General features: G+C 61.5%; 18 protein-coding genes. 5 read left to right on the forward strand and 13 right to left on the reverse strand.

The features are described 5' to 3' along the window. From ACQKEN_RS12590 to ACQKEN_RS12610, 5 genes are all read right to left on the reverse strand, one after another. A complete protein-coding gene (locus ACQKEN_RS12590; RefSeq protein WP_427685848.1) occupies positions 1–774 on the reverse strand; it encodes a fimbrial biogenesis chaperone in 774 nt (257 codons plus the stop codon). Continuing rightward, positions 771–3,275: a fimbria/pilus outer membrane usher protein gene (locus ACQKEN_RS12595; RefSeq protein WP_427685849.1), complete on the reverse strand. Its 2,505-nt coding sequence runs from the start codon at positions 3,273–3,275 to the stop codon at positions 771–773. The genes ACQKEN_RS12590 and ACQKEN_RS12595 overlap by 4 nt, the downstream gene beginning before the upstream one ends. Before the next feature lie 208 nt (positions 3,276–3,483). Then, positions 3,484–4,227 carry a fimbrial biogenesis chaperone gene (locus tag ACQKEN_RS12600; protein ID WP_427685851.1) on the reverse strand — a complete coding sequence of 248 codons (744 nt, stop codon included), beginning with the start codon at positions 4,225–4,227 and terminating at the stop codon, positions 3,484–3,486. A 73-nt stretch (positions 4,228–4,300) separates the two neighbouring features. Further along, the gene (locus tag ACQKEN_RS12605; protein ID WP_427685853.1) at positions 4,301–4,885 is read right to left on the reverse strand and encodes a fimbrial protein; all 585 of its coding nucleotides are present in this window, start codon (positions 4,883–4,885) and stop codon (positions 4,301–4,303) included. A 337-nt stretch (positions 4,886–5,222) separates the two neighbouring features. Then, positions 5,223–5,669 carry a hypothetical protein gene (locus ACQKEN_RS12610; RefSeq protein ID WP_427685855.1) on the reverse strand — a complete coding sequence of 149 codons (447 nt, stop codon included), beginning with the start codon at positions 5,667–5,669 and terminating at the stop codon, positions 5,223–5,225. Positions 5,670–5,849: 180 nt separating this feature from the next. Here ACQKEN_RS12610 and ACQKEN_RS12615 point away from each other — a divergent pair, with 180 nt between their 5' ends. The 4 genes from ACQKEN_RS12615 to ACQKEN_RS12630 are packed head-to-tail and all read left to right on the forward strand — an operon-like array spanning position 5,850 to position 12,230. After that, positions 5,850–7,010: an efflux RND transporter periplasmic adaptor subunit gene (locus ACQKEN_RS12615; protein ID WP_427685857.1), complete on the forward strand. Its 1,161-nt coding sequence runs from the start codon at positions 5,850–5,852 to the stop codon at positions 7,008–7,010. Next, positions 7,007–10,174, forward strand: coding sequence for a multidrug efflux RND transporter permease subunit (locus ACQKEN_RS12620; RefSeq protein ID WP_427685859.1), 3,168 nt, complete (start codon positions 7,007–7,009; stop codon positions 10,172–10,174). The genes ACQKEN_RS12615 and ACQKEN_RS12620 overlap by 4 nt, the downstream gene beginning before the upstream one ends. 24 nt (positions 10,175–10,198) lie before the next feature. After that, positions 10,199–10,876 (forward strand): heavy metal response regulator transcription factor, encoded by a 678-nt coding sequence (locus tag ACQKEN_RS12625; protein ID WP_122534987.1) that lies wholly within the window; start codon positions 10,199–10,201, stop codon positions 10,874–10,876. After that, positions 10,866–12,230 carry a heavy metal sensor histidine kinase gene (locus tag ACQKEN_RS12630; protein WP_427685862.1) on the forward strand — a complete coding sequence of 455 codons (1,365 nt, stop codon included), beginning with the start codon at positions 10,866–10,868 and terminating at the stop codon, positions 12,228–12,230. The genes ACQKEN_RS12625 and ACQKEN_RS12630 overlap by 11 nt, the downstream gene beginning before the upstream one ends. A gap of 225 nt (positions 12,231–12,455) precedes the next feature. Here the strand turns inward: ACQKEN_RS12630 and ACQKEN_RS12635 are convergent, their stop codons facing one another. The 3 genes from ACQKEN_RS12635 to ACQKEN_RS12645 form a co-directional block, all read right to left on the reverse strand. Beyond that, complete coding sequence (locus ACQKEN_RS12635; RefSeq protein WP_427685863.1) at positions 12,456–12,629, reverse strand: hypothetical protein; 174 nt, start codon at positions 12,627–12,629, stop codon at positions 12,456–12,458. Then, the gene (locus ACQKEN_RS12640) at positions 12,626–13,051 is read right to left on the reverse strand and encodes a hypothetical protein (RefSeq protein WP_427685865.1); all 426 of its coding nucleotides are present in this window, start codon (positions 13,049–13,051) and stop codon (positions 12,626–12,628) included. The genes ACQKEN_RS12635 and ACQKEN_RS12640 overlap by 4 nt, the downstream gene beginning before the upstream one ends. 266 nt (positions 13,052–13,317) lie before the next feature. Beyond that, entirely contained in the window at positions 13,318–13,659 is a 342-nt protein-coding gene (locus ACQKEN_RS12645) for a zinc ribbon domain-containing protein YjdM (RefSeq protein WP_065990097.1), read from the reverse strand. A gap of 152 nt (positions 13,660–13,811) precedes the next feature. Between ACQKEN_RS12645 and ACQKEN_RS12650 the strand changes: the two genes are divergently transcribed. After that, positions 13,812–14,234, forward strand: a complete 423-nt coding sequence (locus tag ACQKEN_RS12650; RefSeq protein ID WP_427685868.1) for a DUF1810 domain-containing protein — start codon at positions 13,812–13,814, stop codon at positions 14,232–14,234. Positions 14,235–14,458: 224 nt separating this feature from the next. On the opposite strand, the gene ACQKEN_RS12655 is transcribed toward ACQKEN_RS12650, so the two are convergent. From ACQKEN_RS12655 to pmbA, 5 genes are all read right to left on the reverse strand, one after another. Next, a complete protein-coding gene (locus tag ACQKEN_RS12655; protein WP_427685870.1) occupies positions 14,459–15,346 on the reverse strand; it encodes a ZIP family metal transporter in 888 nt (295 codons plus the stop codon). 29 nt (positions 15,347–15,375) lie between these two features. Next, positions 15,376–15,987 carry a superoxide dismutase gene (locus ACQKEN_RS12660; protein ID WP_427685872.1) on the reverse strand — a complete coding sequence of 204 codons (612 nt, stop codon included), beginning with the start codon at positions 15,985–15,987 and terminating at the stop codon, positions 15,376–15,378. 1 nt (position 15,988) lies between these two features. Continuing rightward, positions 15,989–16,450 carry a hypothetical protein gene (locus tag ACQKEN_RS12665; protein WP_427685874.1) on the reverse strand — a complete coding sequence of 154 codons (462 nt, stop codon included), beginning with the start codon at positions 16,448–16,450 and terminating at the stop codon, positions 15,989–15,991. Positions 16,451–16,461: 11 nt separating this feature from the next. Further along, positions 16,462–16,893 (reverse strand): FagA protein, encoded by a 432-nt coding sequence (locus ACQKEN_RS12670; RefSeq protein ID WP_427685876.1) that lies wholly within the window; start codon positions 16,891–16,893, stop codon positions 16,462–16,464. Between the two features lie 297 nt (positions 16,894–17,190). Continuing rightward, entirely contained in the window at positions 17,191–18,537 is a 1,347-nt protein-coding gene (gene pmbA / locus ACQKEN_RS12675; protein WP_427685878.1) for a metalloprotease PmbA, read from the reverse strand. Between the last annotated feature and the right edge of the window lie 52 nt (positions 18,538–18,589).

The following is an 18,589-nucleotide window of genomic DNA, read 5'->3' on the forward strand; positions in this document are numbered from 1 at the left end:
TCAGCATTTCCCTATGGGTGAGTGTGAATCCGGCGTGCGCAGCGGCACATTGAACGGCTGCCGTCCCTGAAGCGGCGCGCAGTAATCACGCTGTCCGCCGTAATCGGTCATGGCGTTGAAGCTCAGGATTTCAGGACCCGGACCCTTCGTGCCGAGGACAGGCAGGGTCAGTGATGCGTCCGAAAAAGGCGTCAGCAACCGGTGGTCAGCCACCTCGACTCCGTTGATGCGCAGGTCTTGCAGCGAAACGTGATACGGCGTCGGGTTGCGCACGAAAAGCCTGGCGCCAGGCGATTGAGCGCGCTGCCAGATCAGTGTTTGCGCCGCGTCCGCCGGGTCGCCGGTCAGCGCTGCTGGCCGATAGAAGACGTTGATGCGTTGGCGGATGGCAATGCTCAACTGCTGAACCGCCGGGCTGCGCCGAGGAATTTCCAGCACGTACAGGTGCAGCATCGACTCCCGGTCCGGGGGCAGGCCAATGCCTTCATAGAGCAGGCGCAAGGTCTGCTTGCCATTGGCCGGCAGGCGCACCAGGTGCGGGGTCAACGCGAACGGCAGATCAGCCGCGCGCCCATCGATTGGTTGATCGTCCTCGCGGGGCGCGTCGAGCCAGGCCTGAATCAGGGTCTCGGCATCGCTGCGGTTGCTGACCTCGATCGTCGCCTCGTTGTAGCGACCGTCGAAGATCAACCGCGTGCCTGACAGCGACACCGCGCCTTGCGCCATGCCGCTGATCACGGTCAACAAAACCGCGGACAGATAAGCGTATTTCATTGGCACTGCACCTTCAGCCGATCGTAGCTGCGATGGGCTTCTTTGGGCGGCAGCGCGAAGCTTGCGCGGCACTCCTGATCGGTCCATTTGACGATGAGCTCGCCGCTGTCCCGCTCGCTCAGCACCAGCGCTCGCCCGCTTGGATCAACGGTTGCCAGGGACTTGCCCTGCTCGTCCTCCACCGCGGCGCCCATGGGCAAGCGGCTGCCATCGGCTCGCACCAGTTCGAATTGCACACGCCGACCGATTGCCGTACGAAAGCTGACCAAGGCCGCCGCGCCGCGCCGGGGCACGACTTGATCCACGGCATTTTCCAGTTCGATATCGGCACCCAACTGGCGGGTGTCGAGGTTGATCCAGTTGGTTCGATACGGCTGGGCATAAGGCAGGATGGCGTAACCGTTGTCGGCGGTTTCGACGTTACTGAAATTGGTCAGCCGTGCACCGCTGACGCCCTTTACCTGCACCAGCGCGAAGGTCTCGCCCAAGGGCTGACCGAAGTTCACTCCGCCCGCATGAGCGACCACCGACCCCGAAGCACCCATGCTCAGGGCCTGATAATCCCTGCCCTGCCCGTAACCCGCGTCGAAACGCCCGTAGGCCGTCGTAGTGCTGAGTTTGCCGAAACCTGACGACCCCGCCTCACTGTCATGCCCCGCCTGTACCGAGTAGAAGCTGTTGCGGTCGTCGAATATCTGGCCATTGAGACCCGTCTGCACACTGGACGCGCCGGAGCTGTCGCGAACGGCATTTCCGAACACCCGCGACGAACCGGAATCACTCCCCAGCGGCAAGCTCAAAGTCAGCGCGATGCGGTTGTCCGATTGATTGTCTCCGCTGCGCTCGAAGGTCTGGTTGCGCTCGACCGACACGCTGTAGCTGAGGCTGCGCCACGCGGAGTTCCACGACAGAAAAAGCTGGCGCGTCTTGCTGCCCCGATCCCAATACCGTTGCTCGGATCCGGTAAAGCTCAGCGACGCAGCCTGCTCTGGCAGCGACTGCGTCAAGCTGATTTCGAGGCGATCTTTCGCGCGCCCGCGGGCTGATCCGTCACGGGCTTGCAACGCGTCAACATGGTCGTCAAACGTCAGGTATTGATTCGTTGAATAGCGATAGCCGGCCACGGCGAGGGTGGTTTGGGTCAGGTCCAGCGTGTTGGCGTAGCGCACGCGCAGGCTCTGGCCACTGTAGCGTTGCTCACGCTGGCGGCTGAGGGACTGAGTCACGTCCAGCGACACCGCGCCCAGCCCGGTATTGACTCCCGCCCCAATGTTGCCGGCCTGGTAAGCCTCGGCGATTTGCACGCCGCCCGCTGCCGTCACCTGCTCGGTCAGGCCGTAGACCAGCGTGCCGGAAGTAAAGCCGGGAGAAAGACCGTCCTCGGTGTTGCTGTCGTATTGGCCGGCGGCGAGGCTGTACCGCATAGCACCTTTCGGCACCATGATCGGCAGCGACGCATAGGCCTGGACGAATACCCGCTTGCTGCCGTCGGCTTCGACGACCGTCACTTCCAGATCGCCGTTCGACCCGCTGGGGTAGATGTCGGTGATTTCGAACGGGCCCGGCGAGACGTTGCCGCTGTAGAGCATGAAACCGTTCTGACGCACTTCCACCAAGGCGTTGGTGTCGGCGATGCCACGAATGACCGGCGCGAAAATCCGCTCGCTGTCGGGCAGCATGCCCTCGTCGGACATCACCATGGCGCCGAGGAATCGAACGCTGTCGAAGACTTGCGAATCGGTGAAGGTTTCGCCCAGGGTCAGCTGGGCTTTCAATGCAGTGAGGTCGCGCTGCATGAACGTCCGGTTGCTGCGAAAGCGGTACGGCTGGTCATTGCCATAGGTCAGCGAAGACTCGTTGCGCAGTCGCCAGGCACCGAGGTTCACGCCGTTGCGCATGCTCAGGTAATACTGATCCTGCGCCTGAGATCGGCCCTGGCCGCTGCGGGTACGGCGCGCGCCGCTGAAGTTGTAATTAACGAAACCAACCGTCTCGCCCTCATCCCATAACTCCGGCGGCACGTAGCCGCGAGCGCTGCGCGACATCATGGCCTGAGGGATGCTGATGTTCAGGCGCAGGCTCGCCGGCTGGTAGTCGACGCGAGCAAATTCGACCCGCGCCGGGAGGTCGAAACATTCCGTCGGCGAAGCGTCACCGGCTTGCACAGCCTCCAGGTTCATGCCGAATTGGCGAAGCATGTCCAGCGTGAGGCAGGGCTCGACGGTGCCTTTTGCAGGGTTGGCAATGAAGCTGATATCACGCCGCCCGCTCAAGACACGGTTGACGTAGACGTCCACACGATAGCTCCCCGGGACCACGCTGTTACCCTGCAAGAACGTCGCAAGATCGGCGGGCTGATCGGTGCCCTGAATGAACGAGGTGTTGAATTTCACATCGGCGGCGTCGCGGCTCTGATCCGTCATCGCCGCTGCGGAGGAGGCCAGCGCCAACCCTGTCGATGCCAGGATGATCCTCGCCACAGGGCTGATCCGGAACGGCATGTTTGCCAGATATCTGCGGTCGATGCGGGAAGAGCATGCTGCGATCCGTGCATATCCCTTGGTGTGATCTCGGGGTTCCATTGGCTGGTTTCACTCGTGTTCTCGATTCCGACGCACTGGCAAATCATGTTTGGCAGGCGCAAGGCGCTGGAGCCGCATGACTGCGACCGAAGAAAGAGCTGGGTAAATTCGATCCGCGACTGAGTGGCTACTCGGTGCGGGTGACAACGTTGGCGGCCTTGATGGCTTGAGTCGTCTGGCCACCGGACACCTTTGCGGTGTAAGGCTCCTGCGCGCCGAAATCGTTGATGCTGATGAACCTGAGTTCCACCGCGTGACCGCCGGCCAATGGCTTGAGTGGCAATTGAACGGTCTGCCTGGGCGCCAGCATCCGGCTGTCAGCGGTGAACAGCGTCTTGCCCTGCTGCCGGGCGTCGATCTGGATCATCGAGACGTGATACGGCGTCGGATTGCTGACCTCCAACTGGCTGTCGCGCACTCGCCATTGCAGGCTCCTGGCAGCGTCGAGGGGATCGCCCTCCAGCGCGGCGGGGCGGTAAAACAGCTTGATGCGCTGGCGAATCGCGATTTGCAGCTGGTTGTCCTTCGCCGATTGCGGGATCTCCTGGACGTTGAGCCAGAACACCGACTCGCGGTCGGCGGGCAGACCTTCGCCGGCATGGATCACCCGAATCATTTGCCGGGCGCCGCCCGCCATTCGCGCCAGTGGCGGAGTGACGACGAAGGGCAGATTTTCGGTACCGCTCTGCGCTTCGAGCCATGACTGGGCGAGGATGTCAGCCGTGCCGCTGTTGTTCACAACGAAACTGACCTCCTTGTCAGTGGCCTGGTAGATGACACGCGTGGTGTTGAGCACGATACCCGCCTGCGCCGGGGCAGCCAGAAGCAGACCCAGCCAGAGGGCGGAGCCGCGAATGAAATCTGGAAACATGGTGAGACCGTCTTGGGCTGTGAGGTGGACAAGCCAGGAAGGCGAGCGAGCCATTGCCCGCTCGCCCGCTACATCACAGGTAATCCATCACGAACGGCAGGAAGCCGTCGGCATTACCCGGGTTGGTGGCCGCGCCGTTGAGGACATAAACGGCGCCGAAATTGATCTCGGCGGTCGCACCATCGGCGCCGTCCTTGACCAGTGGCGTATCGATGGTTTCGTTGCCGCTCAGGTCCATCAACTGGTTGGACGCATTGAGCAGGCCGATGCCTACGCCGTCTGCCGCGCCGGTGGTGCGCAGCAGTTTCTGATCGAGGTTATCCAGACCACTGCCCTGACGGGCGACGAAGCGCATGTTCACGGTGTTGTATTGAGCGGCGCCGCCGGTGCAATTGACCAACAGCTGGATAGGCGAAGCGGTTTCGAGTTTGTTGTCGGTGAAGCGACCGATGTCGGAAAACGAGACGTTGCCCAGGTCTACGTTGATCTCGCCCGGGTTGTTGCCAGGGGTTGCGCCACTGCCGGCGCCGATGTCACACGTGATGTTGGTCAGGGTGCCGGTGAAAACAAGTTTGCCGTTGTTCGCAGCATTCGCGGTCCCGGAAATGCCAAGCCCCATTGCGGCCACGATAGCCAGGGTAAGAGAAAGCTTTTTCATATAACGACGTTCCTTGTGTCGATTCGTGTGTGCCCAAAAGGACGAGAGGAACTATAAGCAGCGTCTGCAATGCCGGCTGTCAGGCGTTCTACTTCCTGTGGACTGAAAAGACAGTGGCGCGCGTCGGACCTTTCGGTAGGAGATGACGCTTTTATGTCACAGGCCACGGGGACCGGGGCTTGGCGCTTGAAGCCCTGACAAAAGTTGTGACGAACGTTTGCACTGCACGCCAGAACGCGTCGACTGAGATGCGGCAGCTGCAAGGTGGTAACCCAAAAAAAACCCGACTCGATTGAGTCGGGTTCGTCAGCATAGGTTTCGATAAGGGAGAAAGCGCCTACTGGTAAGTCAGCGTGACAATCCCCGCGTGAACATTCGGCTCGATTGAGGACAGCTCGGCGTAACTGGCCTGCACGGGCAAAGCGCGTTGGCCGCACGCGTTGTCACCGCGACTCAAACCCACGCTGACATGAGTGCCCGCTTGCAGGGTTTTAAAGGGGGGGATTGTCGACGGAGCGCTTAAGGCCTGCGCGTCGCACGTCGCATTGGTCACGCTGCCGTGAAACATCAGCGCGCCCTGGGCAGCCCAGGCGGCAGGCGCCGTCATGGCGCACGCACCGATGACCGCGACCGAGAAAAACAGCGAAACAGCCTTTTGGCTTTTCATCGCACTACTCCGGAGTAGGAACCGGGTGACCCAGGTCATCTCAGGCCCTGTGAAGAAGCATTCAGAACTCACGAAGTTTATGTAGGAATTTTCCCCGCCACAGTAGAACTCGTTCACCAAAACTCGTGCTCTCTATTTGGGTATCGCCCTGCGGCGTTCTTTCTTTACCCACATTCATCGTCTGCCGTTATTCACCTGACAATATTGACAGGCAGCAGTCATTTTGCTGACCGGGTCAAAGGGTTATAAAGAACGCTCGGTTACCCGCCCCTCATTCACTGGTTGGCCTGTCCCTGTATGCAGAAGAAGAACAAAATCGTGATGCTCGCGACCCTGTTGGTCGTACTTGTGGTGATAGGCGTCTGGGCAGTGACTCGCCCTGCGGCGAAAAAGGTCAGCGCCCCCGTTGCCGTGCCGGTGCGCGTGATCAACGTGATGCAGGAAGACGTGCCGCGTTATGTCACCGGGATCGGCTCGGTGCTGTCGCTGCAAAGCGTGGTGATCCGCCCTCAGGTGGATGGAATCCTGACCAAAGTGCTGGTGAAGGAAGGGCAGCAGGTCAAGGCCGGTGATTTGCTGGCAACCATCGATGATCGCTCGATCCGCGCCGCCCTCGAACAGGCCAAAGCGCTGTTAAGCCAGAGTCAGGCGCAGCTTAACGTGGCCAACGTCGACCTCAGGCGCTACAAGTTGCTGACCGTCGACAACAGCATTTCGAAACAGCAGTACGATCAGCAGCAAGCGCTGGTCGATCAACTCAAGGCCACGGCGCTGGGCAATCAGGCGTCGATCAATGCCTCTCAGGTGCAGCTTTCCTACACGCAAATACGCTCACCGGTGACGGGTCGGGTCGGCATCCGCAACGTCGATGAAGGCAACTTCCTGCGCGTCAGCGATGCCGCCGGACTGTTCTCGGTCACCCAGATTGACCCGGTGTCGGTGGAGTTTTCCCTGCCACAGCAGATGCTGCCCACGCTCCATGATCTGATTGCCTCCAGCACGCCCGCGCCGGTGGACGCCTACCTCGGCGAAGGCGCGACCGGCACGTTGCTGGGCCAGGGCAATTTGCTGTTGATCGACAATCAGGTGGCGGCCAGCACGGGCACCATTCGCGCCAAAGCGATATTCGACAATGCGGCGGAGAAGCTGTGGCCCGGGCAACTGGTGACCGTGCGGATTCAGACCGCCATCGATCGCAATGCCTTGAAAGTGCCACCGCAGGTGGTGCAGCGCGGCATCGACCAGCATTACGTGTATCGGGTCAAGGGCGACACTGCCGAGGTGGTGCCGGTCAAGGTGCTGTATCAGGACAGCGATCTGATGCTGATCAGCGGGGTGGAGGCCAATGACGTGCTGGTCAGCGACGGTCAGTCGCGTCTGAAAAACGGTGCGCACATCGAGGTGGTCAAGGGTGATCCCGTGGACACCCTGGCCGACTCCACCGGGGCAACAAAATGAACAGCCGCGGTTCTATCTCGGCATGGTGCGTCAACCACCCCATCGCCACGGTTCTGCTGACATTCGCGCTGGTGCTGCTGGGCTGCATTGCCTTCCCTCGCCTGCCGGTGGCGCCGCTGCCGGAAGCCGAATTTCCGACGATTCAGGTCGCTGCCCAGTTGCCCGGCGCCAGCCCGGAAACCATGGCGTCGTCGGTGGCGACGCCCCTTGAAGTGCAGTTCAGCGCCATTCCCGGCATGACCCAGATGACGTCGAGCAGCGCGCTGGGCTCCACCAACCTCACGCTGCAATTCACCCTCAACAAAAGCATCGACACCGCCGCGCAGGAAGTGCAGGCAGCCATCAATACGGCAGCCGGGCGCTTGCCCGCCGATTTGCCAACGCTGCCGACCTGGCGCAAGGTCAACCCGGCGGACAGCCCGGTGCTGATCCTCAGCGTCAGCTCGAACCTGATGCCCTGCACCGAACTCAGCGACGTCACCGAATCCCTGCTGGCGCGTCAGTTGAGTCAGATCGACGGTGTCGGACAGGTCAACATCACCGGCCAGCAACGTCCGGCGATCCGTGTCCAGGCAGCGCCTGAAAAACTCGCGTCGATCGGGCTGACCCTCGCCGATTTGCGGGAATCCCTGCAGCAGACCAGCCTTAACCTGGCCAAGGGCGCGCTGTACGGCAAAGACAGCATTTCCACCCTGGCCTCCAACGACCAACTGTTTCAGGCGAAGGACTACGAACAACTCATCGTTTCCTACAAAGATGGCGCCCCGGTTCATCTGCGCGACGTGGCGCGGGTCATCAACGGTTCGGAGAACGCCTACGTGCGGGCCTGGTCCGGGGATCAGCAGGGCGTGAACATCGTGGTGTTCCGTCAGCCCGGCGCGAACATCGTCGAGACGGTCGATCGCGTGCTCGGCCAGTTGCCCAAGTTGCAGGAAATGCTCCCGGCGTCGGTGGACGTCTCGGTGCTCAGCGACCGCACCAAAACCATTCGGGCGTCGCTTCATGAAGTTGAAATGACGCTGCTGATCGCCATCGCGCTGGTGATTGCGGTCATGGCGCTGTTCCTGCGCCAGCTCTCTGCGACGCTGATCGTGACCGCCGTGCTGGGCGTGTCACTGGTGGCCAGTTTCGCGCTGATGTACGTGCTCGGTTTCAGCCTGAACAACCTGACCCTGGTGGCCATCGTGGTGGCGGTGGGGTTTGTCGTCGACGATGCAATTGTCGTGGTGGAGAACATCCACCGACATCTGGAAGCCGGCGAAAGCATGCGGGATGCGGCGATCAAGGGTTCCAGCGAAATCGGCTTTACCGTGGTGTCGATCAGCTTCTCGCTGATCGCCGCGTTCATTCCGCTGCTATTCATGGGCGGCGTAGTGGGCAGGCTGTTCAAGGAATTCGCGCTGACCGCGACGTCGACCATTCTGATTTCGGTGGTGGTCTCGCTGACCCTGGCGCCGACCCTGGCGGCGCTGTTCATGCGCACGCCGAAGCACGACCCCCACGCCAAACCCGGTTTCGGTGAGCGACTGCTCGCGCGGTATGCCCGCGGGGTGCGTTTCGCCCTCGCCCACCAGCGATTGATGATGGGGATTTTCGGCCTGACCCTGGTGCTGGCGGTGGCCGGCTATGTGCTGATCCCTAAAGGTTTCTTCCCGGTGCAGGACACCGGCATGGTGCTGGGCACGAGCGAAGCGGCGGCGGATATTTCATTCCCGGACATGATCGAGAAACACAAACAGCTGGCGAAAATCATCGCAGCGGATCCGGCGGTCAAGGCGTTTTCCCATTCGGTGGGCGTCAGCGGCAGCAACCAGACGATCGCCAACGGCAGGGTGTGGATCGCCCTCAAGGACCGTGACGACCGGGATGTGACGGCCAGTCAGTTCATCGACCGGATCCGGCCGAAACTGGCGCAAATCCCCGGCATCGTCCTGTACCTGCGCGCCGGTCAGGACATCAACCTGAGCTCCGGTCCGAGCCGCGCACAGTATCAATACGTGCTCAAGAGCAACGACGGCGCGCTGCTGAATGTCTGGACCCAGAAGCTGACCGACAAGCTGAAGACCCTGCCAGCCTTCCGCGACCTGTCCAATGACTTGCAACTGGGCGGCAGCGTGACCCATCTGGACATCGACCGCAGCGCCGCCGCGCGCTTCGGCCTGACCACGGCGGACGTCGATCAGGCGCTGTACGACGCTTTTGGTCAGCGGCAGATCAACGAATACCAGACCGACATCAACCAGTACAAAGTCATTCTGGAGCTGGAGCCGCAACAGCGCGGCAAAGCCGAAAGCCTGAACTACTTTTACCTGCGCTCGCCGCTGACCAATGAAATGGTGCCGCTGTCGGCGCTGGCGAAGGTCGGTGCGCCGAAGATGGGCCCGTTGTCGATCAGCCATGACGGGATGTTCCCGGCGGCCAACCTGTCGTTCAACCTGTCGGCGGGTGTGGCGCTGGGGGATGCGGTGGTGCTTCTGGATCAGGCGAAGAACGAGATCGGCATGCCGGCCTCGATCATCGGCAATTTCCAGGGCGCGGCCCAGGCGTTCCAGAGTTCGCTGGCCAACCAGCCGTGGCTGATCCTCGCCGCGCTGGTGGCGGTGTACATCATTCTTGGCGTGCTGTATGAGAGCTTCGTCCATCCGCTGACGATCATTTCAACCCTGCCTTCCGCCGGTATCGGTGCACTGTTGCTGCTGTGGCTGATGGGTCAGGACTTTTCGATCATGGGTCTGATCGGGATCGTGTTGCTGATCGGCATCGTCAAGAAGAACGGTATTCTGCTGGTGGACTTCGCGCTGGACGCCCAGCGCAATCGCGGTATGTCGCCGCGCGACGCCATCTATGAAGCGTGTCTGACGCGCTTCCGGCCCATCATTATGACCACCCTTGCCGCATTGCTCGGCGCGCTGCCTTTGATGCTCGGTTATGGTGTCGGCGCCGAGCTGCGTCAGCCGTTGGGCATCGCCGTTGTCGGGGGATTGCTGGTGAGCCAGGCGCTGACGCTGTTCACCACGCCCGTGATCTACCTGCAGCTTGAGCGACTGTTCCATCGCCAGCGTCCGACGCCAGACTCGACAGCGCCAGGCTCGACAGCGTCCAAGCCGCCTGCAGCCGAACGGGTCGCGGAAAAGCATGCCGTTGAAACAAGCACCTATAAGTAAGCATCAACAAGTGAGCGTGGACCGATGCGTGTCCTGATTATCGAAGACGAAGAGAAAACCGCCGATTACCTGCACCGGGGCCTGACCGAGCAGGGTTACACCACCGACGTCGCGCGCGAGGGCATCGAAGGCCTGCACATGGCGCTGGAAAGCGAATACGCGGTGATCATTCTCGACGTCATGCTGCCGGGCCTCGATGGCTATGGGGTGCTGCGGGCCCTGCGTGCGCGCAAACAGACGCCGGTGATCATGCTGACCGCCCGCGAAAACGTCGACGATCGGATTCGCGGCCTGCGCGAGGGCGCTGACGATTATCTGGGCAAGCCCTTTTCGTTTCTGGAACTGGTGGCGCGTCTGCAAGCCCTGACCCGGCGCAGTGGCGGTCACGAGCCGGTGCAGATCAGCGTCGCCGATCTGTGGATCGACCTGATCAGCCGCAAGGCCACGCGAGCCGGGGTGCGCCTGGACCTGACCGCCAAGGAGTTCTCGCTGCTCAGCGTGCTGGCGCGGCGTCAGGGGGAAATCCTGTCGAAGACGTCGATTGCCGAGATGGTCTGGGACGTGAATTTCGACAGCGATGCCAATGTCGTCGAAGTCGCGATCAAGCGCCTGCGCGCCAAGCTCGACGGGCCGTTCGAGCAAAAACTGCTGCACACCATTCGCGGCATGGGTTACGTGCTGGAGAGCCGTCGTGTCGACTAACTCCATCGCCCTGCGCCTGAGCGGCATGTTCGCCCTCGTGGCGCTGCTGGTGTTTCTGTTGATCGGCTGGGCGCTCTACCTGCAAGTGGACAAGGGCCTGGGGCTGCTGCCGGAAGCCGAAGTCGACGCCCGTTACAGCGTGCTCGAATCGGCGGTCCAGCGTTACGGAACGCCCGAGCACTGGGCCAAGATCAACGCCAAACTCAAGCTGCTCAGCGAGGAAGACAGACGCCTGCGCTTCTGGGTGGTCAGCGACAACCCGACCTATGAATTCGGCAACCCGGACGCCGAGATCCGCGCCTTCGCCAAAGGGCCGCTGGGCATGCGCGACTTGAACCTGAGCGGCCACGATTATCCTTTCAAGGTGCTCGTCAGTCAGTTTCCTGCGAAAGATCAACGCCCGCCGCTGCGTTTTCTGACAGCGGTCGACACCGAAACCTTCTGGCAGACCCAACATTCCCTGCTCATCGCGCTGATCAGTCTGGCGACCGTCGGGATCCTGCTCGCTTCGGCGCTGGGTTACTGGGTGGCGCGCATCGGCCTGAAACCGCTGACGGAATTATCGCTGGAGGCGCGCAAGCTGACGCCGCCGCGATTGAGCGGCCGCCTGAAATTGTCGCATCTGCCGCCGGAACTGGATCAGTTCGTGACCTCGTTCAACTCGACGCTGGACCGGGTCGAGCAGGCCTACTCGCGGCTGGAATCGTTTAACGCAGACGTCGCCCACGAGTTGCGCTCTCCCCTGACCAACCTCATCGGTCAGACCCAGGTGGCGTTGACCCGAGGGCGATCGGCCGAGCATTACTTCGAGGTGCTGCAATCCAATCTCGAAGAACTCGAACGGCTGCGCTCGATCATCAATGACATGTTGTTTCTCGCCAGCGCCGACCAGGGCAGCAAGGCCACGCAACTGACCCAGGCGTCACTCGCCCAGGAAGTGGCGAAGACCCTGGACTATCTGGATTTCATTCTGGAAGACGCCCAGGTGCAGGTTGAGGTGCGTGGCGATGCCTGCGCGCCCATCGAAACCGCGCACTTGCGCCGGGCGCTGATCAACCTGCTGCACAACGCGGTGCAGCACACCTCGCCGGGGCAGTTGATTCATGTGGATATTCGCGATGAGGGCGATCACGTCAGCATCGGCGTGACCAACCCCGGCGCACAGATCGCCGGGGAACATCTGCCGAAATTGTTCGAGCGCTTCTACCGGGTGGACGCCTCGCGCAGCAACAGCGGCGCCAATCACGGGCTTGGGCTGGCGATCGTCAAAGCCATCGCACTCATGCACGGCGGTACGGTGTTCGTGCGTAGCGAGCACGGCGTGAATACGTTCGGGATCAATTTGCCGAGTTGAGGCGGAGGCGTGTCGCCCCACTATGATCGTTCCCACGCTCCGCGTGGTAACGCCTTCGGGGATGCTCCGCGCTCCCGACTACATGGCGGCTTGCAGTTAACGGTGGGAGTGACCGGGGTGGCGCTCCACAGACGCGGAGCATCATGAGCGGCATTCCCACGCGGAGCGTGAGGAACGATCACAGCGCACGATAGCGAGCGAGGCCGCCTGGATCAAACCTACCGACTAAGCCCTGCGCTTTTTCAACTCGCGCCTCAAGCGCGTGTTGTCCACCGCAAGCGACACAACCATTAAGGTGCTTAATAGCTCAAAACCGTTCAGACCGACGTAGTGCCAGAAAACCCATGCGGCATAGGCGACGATCAAAGCGACTGTCAGCAGCAAGATTGAGTCTTTCACACCACATGTCCCAAGAATCGATAAAGGGTTTTGCCCGGAGTGGCGGCTTGGTATATGCCTGGATACATGTGTAAGCAATGGACCAGCCAGTCAGTCCTAAGGTTATGGGATTGAGCGGTGAGAAGCACGTCGGACAAAGTCGCGCCGTTACCAAGCACCCTTCCGGTAGCAACGGCAATGCTTCCAATCACCGCACCCAAATAGAAAGCCGCCGAGCATGTTCCGACGATTGCAAGTTGCTCTAATCTGGTACCCGCGCGCACAAGCTCATTAATGGTCACTTTTTTACCGAATTTCTCGACCTGGCTGAGAAGCGTCGTCGCTGTCGCAACCGCGCTCGTCACAGAGCCAAAAAGCGATTGAGGCGCAGGCAGCCCCATGCTCTCCATGTTTTCTTTGAAGTACTGGTAGAAATCTGACATCGAAGCAATTTCCGCATAGCCAATCCAAGGCGGAATAGGCTATGGGACCTGCGGCGGGATGGATGGGCAGCAATGCCACTCTGATGGTGGGAAGTTTCCGAATCACCAAGAGGATCAGGCCTACATAATTGCGACATTCGTCCCAAGTCCGCGCCCACATTGAGGGGACGCGGAGCATCATGAGCAACATTCCCACGCGGAGCGTGAGGAACGATCAGCAGGCCAACCGTGAGAGACGATCAACCTGCCATCAGGCCGGCCGGCGATCAACCCTTCTTCACAAACTCGGACTTCAACTTCATCGCGCCAATGCCGTCGATTTTGCAGTCGATGTCGTGATCGCCGTCCACGAGGCGGATGTTTTTGACTTTGGTGCCGACCTTGACCACCAGCGACGAGCCTTTGACTTTCAGGTCCTTGATGACCGTGACGGTGTCGCCGTCCTGCAGCGTGTTGCCCACTGCGTCCTTGATGACCTTGGTGTCATCGCCCGCTTCGGCGCTGGCGCCGTCAGCCGACCACTCGTGGGCGCATTCCGGGCACACGAGCTGGCTGCCATCTTCGTAGGTGTACTCGGAACTGCATTTTGGGCACGGCGGTAAGCTCACGGCGAATCTCGCATCAGATAAATAGGCGCAGGATTATAAGGGTTTTTACCCACCTGAGGAGCGGACGCCTGAAAACGCTGGAAACATTGCCTGCTGCGGTAGTCTCAATTGCACGCACGGCGAGATGCCGTGGTCAGGGCGAGGCGTCAGCCATGAACGATCCATTTAACCTGCAGCGGTTTGTCGAGGCGCAAGCGTCGATGCACGGACGTGCACTGGCGGAACTGAAATCCGGGCGTAAACAGTCGCACTGGATGTGGTTCGTGTTCCCGCAACTGGCCGGCCTGGGCCACAGCGACATGGCCCGGCGATACGGCATCAGTGGGAGTAACGAGGCGAGTGCCTATGTGCAGCATCCGGTATTGGGCGAAAGGTTGGCGCGCTGCTGCGAGGCGTTGCTTGAATGGAAAGACCGCAGCGCCATGCAGATCATGGGCTCGCCGGACGATATGAAGCTGCGTTCGAGCATGACCCTGTTTGCATCGGTCGCGCCGGAGACGCCGGTTTTTCAGCAGGTGCTTGAGGCGTTTTTTGACGGCAAGCCGGATGCCGTGACGCTGTCGAAGCTGGGTTGAGATTTCTCACTCACAACCGTTAGCGACCGTCCAAGCACGCCCAGAAAGTCGCAGATCCGTAGGAGCCGGCTTGCTGGCGAACGCGGGGCTTCAGATACGTTGATGTCACTGACACAACGGGTTCGCCAGCAAGCCGGCTCCTACAGGGTGTGAGGCCCGCCGCAAGGTTATAAGCCAAGTCGAGAATTCCGGGATACAGCGCTGAAGCTGCACCACGCAGTCCGTTAGGCCAGCGCCGTGTCCATCACCATCATCAAGCAGAACCCGACGAGCAATCCGAAGCTGGCGATTTTGTCGTGACCGTTGCGCCGGGATTCGGGGATGATTTCGTGGGTCACCACCAGCAGCATCGCCCCGGCCGCCAACGCCAGTCCCACTGGCAACAGCAACGCCGCCACTTCCACCAGCCAGGCGCAGAGCACCGCGAATACCGGCTCGACCAATCCGGACGCCGCGCCGATCAGGAAAGCGTTGAGCCGCGACATGCCGGCCGCTGCCAGCACCAGCGCGATCACCAGGCCTTCCGGCACATCCTGCAGGGCAATGCCCATCGCCAGGCTGTCGGCGTGGGCCAGACCGCCACCCGCCGACACGCCCACCGCCATGCCCTCCGGAATGTTGTGGGCAATGATGGCGATGACAAACAGCCAGATGTTCGAGGGGATCGCCGGTTTCCCGGCCACCTCCGACAACTGCGGCCCTCTGGAAACCAAGGTGTCGACCACAAACAATCCGGCCGCTCCGAGCAGTATGCCGAAGCTGACCAACGCCCCGGCGCCCCATGGGGTAAAACCGAGATCCTGGGCCGCGCCAAGACCCGGCACGATCAACGAAAACGCCGTCGCCGCCAGCATGATGCCGGCGCCGAAACCCAGCAGTCCGTCGGACACCGCCGCCGGCATGCCGCGGATCACCAGCACCGGCACAGCGCCCAAGGCAGTGCCCAACGCGCAGATGGCGCCGCCTTCCAGCGCTCGCAACATCCTTGGCTCAAGTGCCACCCACGAAAGTCCCTGGGCCACCAGCAAACCGGTGCCGACGAGGACCAGAATCAAGCCCAATGCCAGTCGCAATAACCGCACGCTGCCGAGGGCCAGTATGTCCGAGCGCATAAATCGCCTTATCCGAGTTCTGGGAGGTTTCAGCCGAGCGCCGCTGCGTAGCGCCGGGCAACTTCATCCCAGTTGACGACGTTGTAGAACGCGGCGATGTATTCAGGACGACGGTTCTGGTAGCGCAGGTAATAAGCGTGCTCCCAGACGTCGAGCCCGAGGATCGGCGTGTTGCCGTTCATGAGGGGGCTGTCCTGATTGCCGCTGCTTTCCACGACGAGTTTTTTGTCCGGGGTGACGCTCAACCAGGCCCAGCCGCTGCCGAAACGGGTCAGCGCTGCTTTGGTGAACGCGTCCTTGAACGGGTCGAATCCGCCCACCTGTTCGTTGATCGCCGTCGCCAGCGCACCGCTTGGCATACCCCCGCCCTGGGGGCTCATGACCTCCCAGAACAGCGAATGGTTGGCATGACCGCCGCCCTGATTGATCACCGCCGGGCGCAGCTTTTCCGGAAGCCCGGCGACGCTGGCGACCAGCTTCTCGATGGGCCACTCTGCGTATTCAGTGCCCTCGACGGCTGCGTTGAGGTTGTTGATGTAGGTCTGGTGGTGCTTGCTGTAATGGATTTCCATGGTCTGCGCGTCGATGTGGGGCTCGAGCGCATCGTAGGCGTAGGGCAAGGCCGGCAAGGTAAAGGGCATGTCAGTGGACTCCGAACGAGAGAGTGCCGGCGCGGGCAGCGTGGTGCTGAAGCGCCGAGCGGGAATGTTCGCCGTTGCTGTTGAGCAGGCGACGGGTGCGTGGGTATTCGCCGTATTGGCCGACGAAACCCAAGAGTTCGCTGTAGGTTTTATTACTGTGCCGCAGCGCTGCCTGTCGCAGGGCGGGCGCCATTTGCGGGTCCTGAATCACATTCAACAGGCGCTGATGGACAGCGCAGAGGTATTCGGCGCTCTCCTCCGGCTGACCCAGGCTCAGGTGCAGATCCGCCAGGTTGTGGTGCGAAATCACGAACGCCGCCACGGCTTCGTCGGCGACGCTCCAGCGGTCAAAGAGCACCTGCGCCAGCGCAAGGGCCTGCAGGTACAGCTCGCGCGCATCGATCAGGTCGCCTCGGTTGAAGCAACTGTTACCGCTCAGGATGGTACGTTTCCATTGCTCCATGGCGCAGGTCCTCACGAGTGGCGCCGGCGATCAGAAGCCGTCGGCAGGGCGTTTTGCAGATTCGATGGCGCGGGTTCCGTCAGCGGAATCGACGGCAGCAGCGCGCAGGTCGCCAGGCGCTGGGCGAAGGCGTTAACGCGTTGGTGTTGGGCAGCGGATTCAGCGAGTGCCTGCATGTCACGCAGCGGACGCCATGCCTGGTCCAGGCACAGACAACGCCAATGCCAGGGCAGCGCGGTGTCGCTGGCGGTGTCGATCAGCAGGCGAAAGGTGCTTTCACAGATGAGGGATTTGGGGGTGGCGGTAAAGCGCGCCAGATAGCGACCTTCCGCGAGGTAATGTTCGATGAGTCGCGGCTCGTCCGGATCCAGCGCGCAGCGAATCCGCAGACTCAATGCGCGCCAGTTTTCCAGGTACGGCGACTCGTGCAGAACAGTGCCCATAACCGAGGCCCACTTAACGAATGAGATTCATTATTAAATGAGTTTAAGAATCAACACAACCCCGCTGATGGATTGAGATCATGCTCTGATCTCAAGAACACCCTCAACTGTAGGAGCGCGCTTGCCCGCGAATGGCGGTTTGTCACTCACAGAAAATGGAGCTGATCCACCGCGATTCGCGGGCAAGCGCGCTCCTACAGGACTCGGCCGTGACATAAATCGAAAAACGCCCACAAAAAAGGCCCGCACCCGGATCGGGGCAGGCCTTGGGGATGAAGCGCTATAGCAGAGCGGGACTCAGCTACCCGCCACCATCATCTTCTCGATCAGCACAGAACCGGTGCGGATGTTGCTGCGCAGCTCCAGATCACTGCCCACGGCGACGATCTGCTTGAACATGTCGCGCATGTTGCCGGCGATGGTCACTTCCTGAACCGCGAACTGGATCTCGCCGTTCTCGACCCAGAAACCCGCCGCACCGCGGGAGTAATCGCCGGTGACCATGTTCAGGCCGCTGCCCATCAACTCGGTCACCAGCAGCCCGCGTCCCATTCGGCGGATCAGCGCCGCCTGGTCTTCGGTGCCGTGGCTGACGAACAGGTTATGCACGCCCCCCGCGTTCGCGGTGCTCGGCAGGCCCAGTTTGCGGCCCGAATAGGTGCTGAGGATGTAGGACACCAGGTCGCCATTTTCGACGAACGGCTTGGCATAGGTCGCCAGGCCATCGCCGTCGAAGGCGGAGCTGCCCATGGCGCCGACCAGATGCGGCCGCTCGTCGATGGTCATCCACTCGGGGAACAGACGCTGACCCATCGCGCCTTCGAGGAACGACGACTTGCGGTACAGGTTGCCGCCGGAAATCGCGCCCATAAAACTGCCGAACAGACCGCCCGCCAGCTCCGCCGAGAACAGCACCGGCACTTCGCAGGTCGGCACCGGCCGTGCGCCCAGTCGGCTGGCCGCGCGCTCGGCGGCTTTCTGGCCGATGAGCTTGGCGTCCATCAGCAGCTCGCCACGGCGATTCACGTCATACCAGTAGTCGCGCTGCATCTGCCCTTCGCCTTCGGCGATCATCACGCAGCTCAGGCTGTGGCGGGTCGACGCATACCCGCCAATGAAACCGTGACTGTTGCCGTACACTCTGCAACCCTGATGCACGTTCAGCGTAGTGCCGTCGGCGTTCTTGATCCGGCTGTCGGCGTCGAAGGCAGCGGCTTCGCAGATCAGCGCGCGTTCGATGGCCTGCTCGGGGGTGATGTCCCACGGGTGATAAAGATCGAAGTCCGGCTGGTCTTTCGCCATCAGCGCGGCGTCAGCGAGCCCCGAGGCTTCGTCTTCCGAGGTGTGTTTGGCGATGGCCAGCGCGGCGGCAACGGTCTCGCGAATGGCATCGGGGCCGCTCGCGGAGGTGCTCGCCGAACCCTTGCGATGGCCCACGTACAACGTGATGCCAAAACCCTGATCACGGTTGAATTCGACTGTCTCGACTTCGCGCTGGCGAACCGTGGTGGACAGGCCCTGCTCCAGCGACACGGCGACTTCGCACGCGGTCGCGCCCTGACGTTTGGCTTCAGCGACAATCTGCTCGACCTGCTGCTGCAATGCCGGCAAAGCCTGCGGGCCGACGATTTCTGATGCACTCATGACGTTCTCCATCAAATTCTGATTTCAGCAGCCGGGCCGGACAATCGGGCCC

The sequence above is a fragment of the Pseudomonas sp. NPDC078416 genome (assembly GCF_050268485.1).
GTDB lineage: Bacteria > Pseudomonadota > Gammaproteobacteria > Pseudomonadales > Pseudomonadaceae > Aquipseudomonas.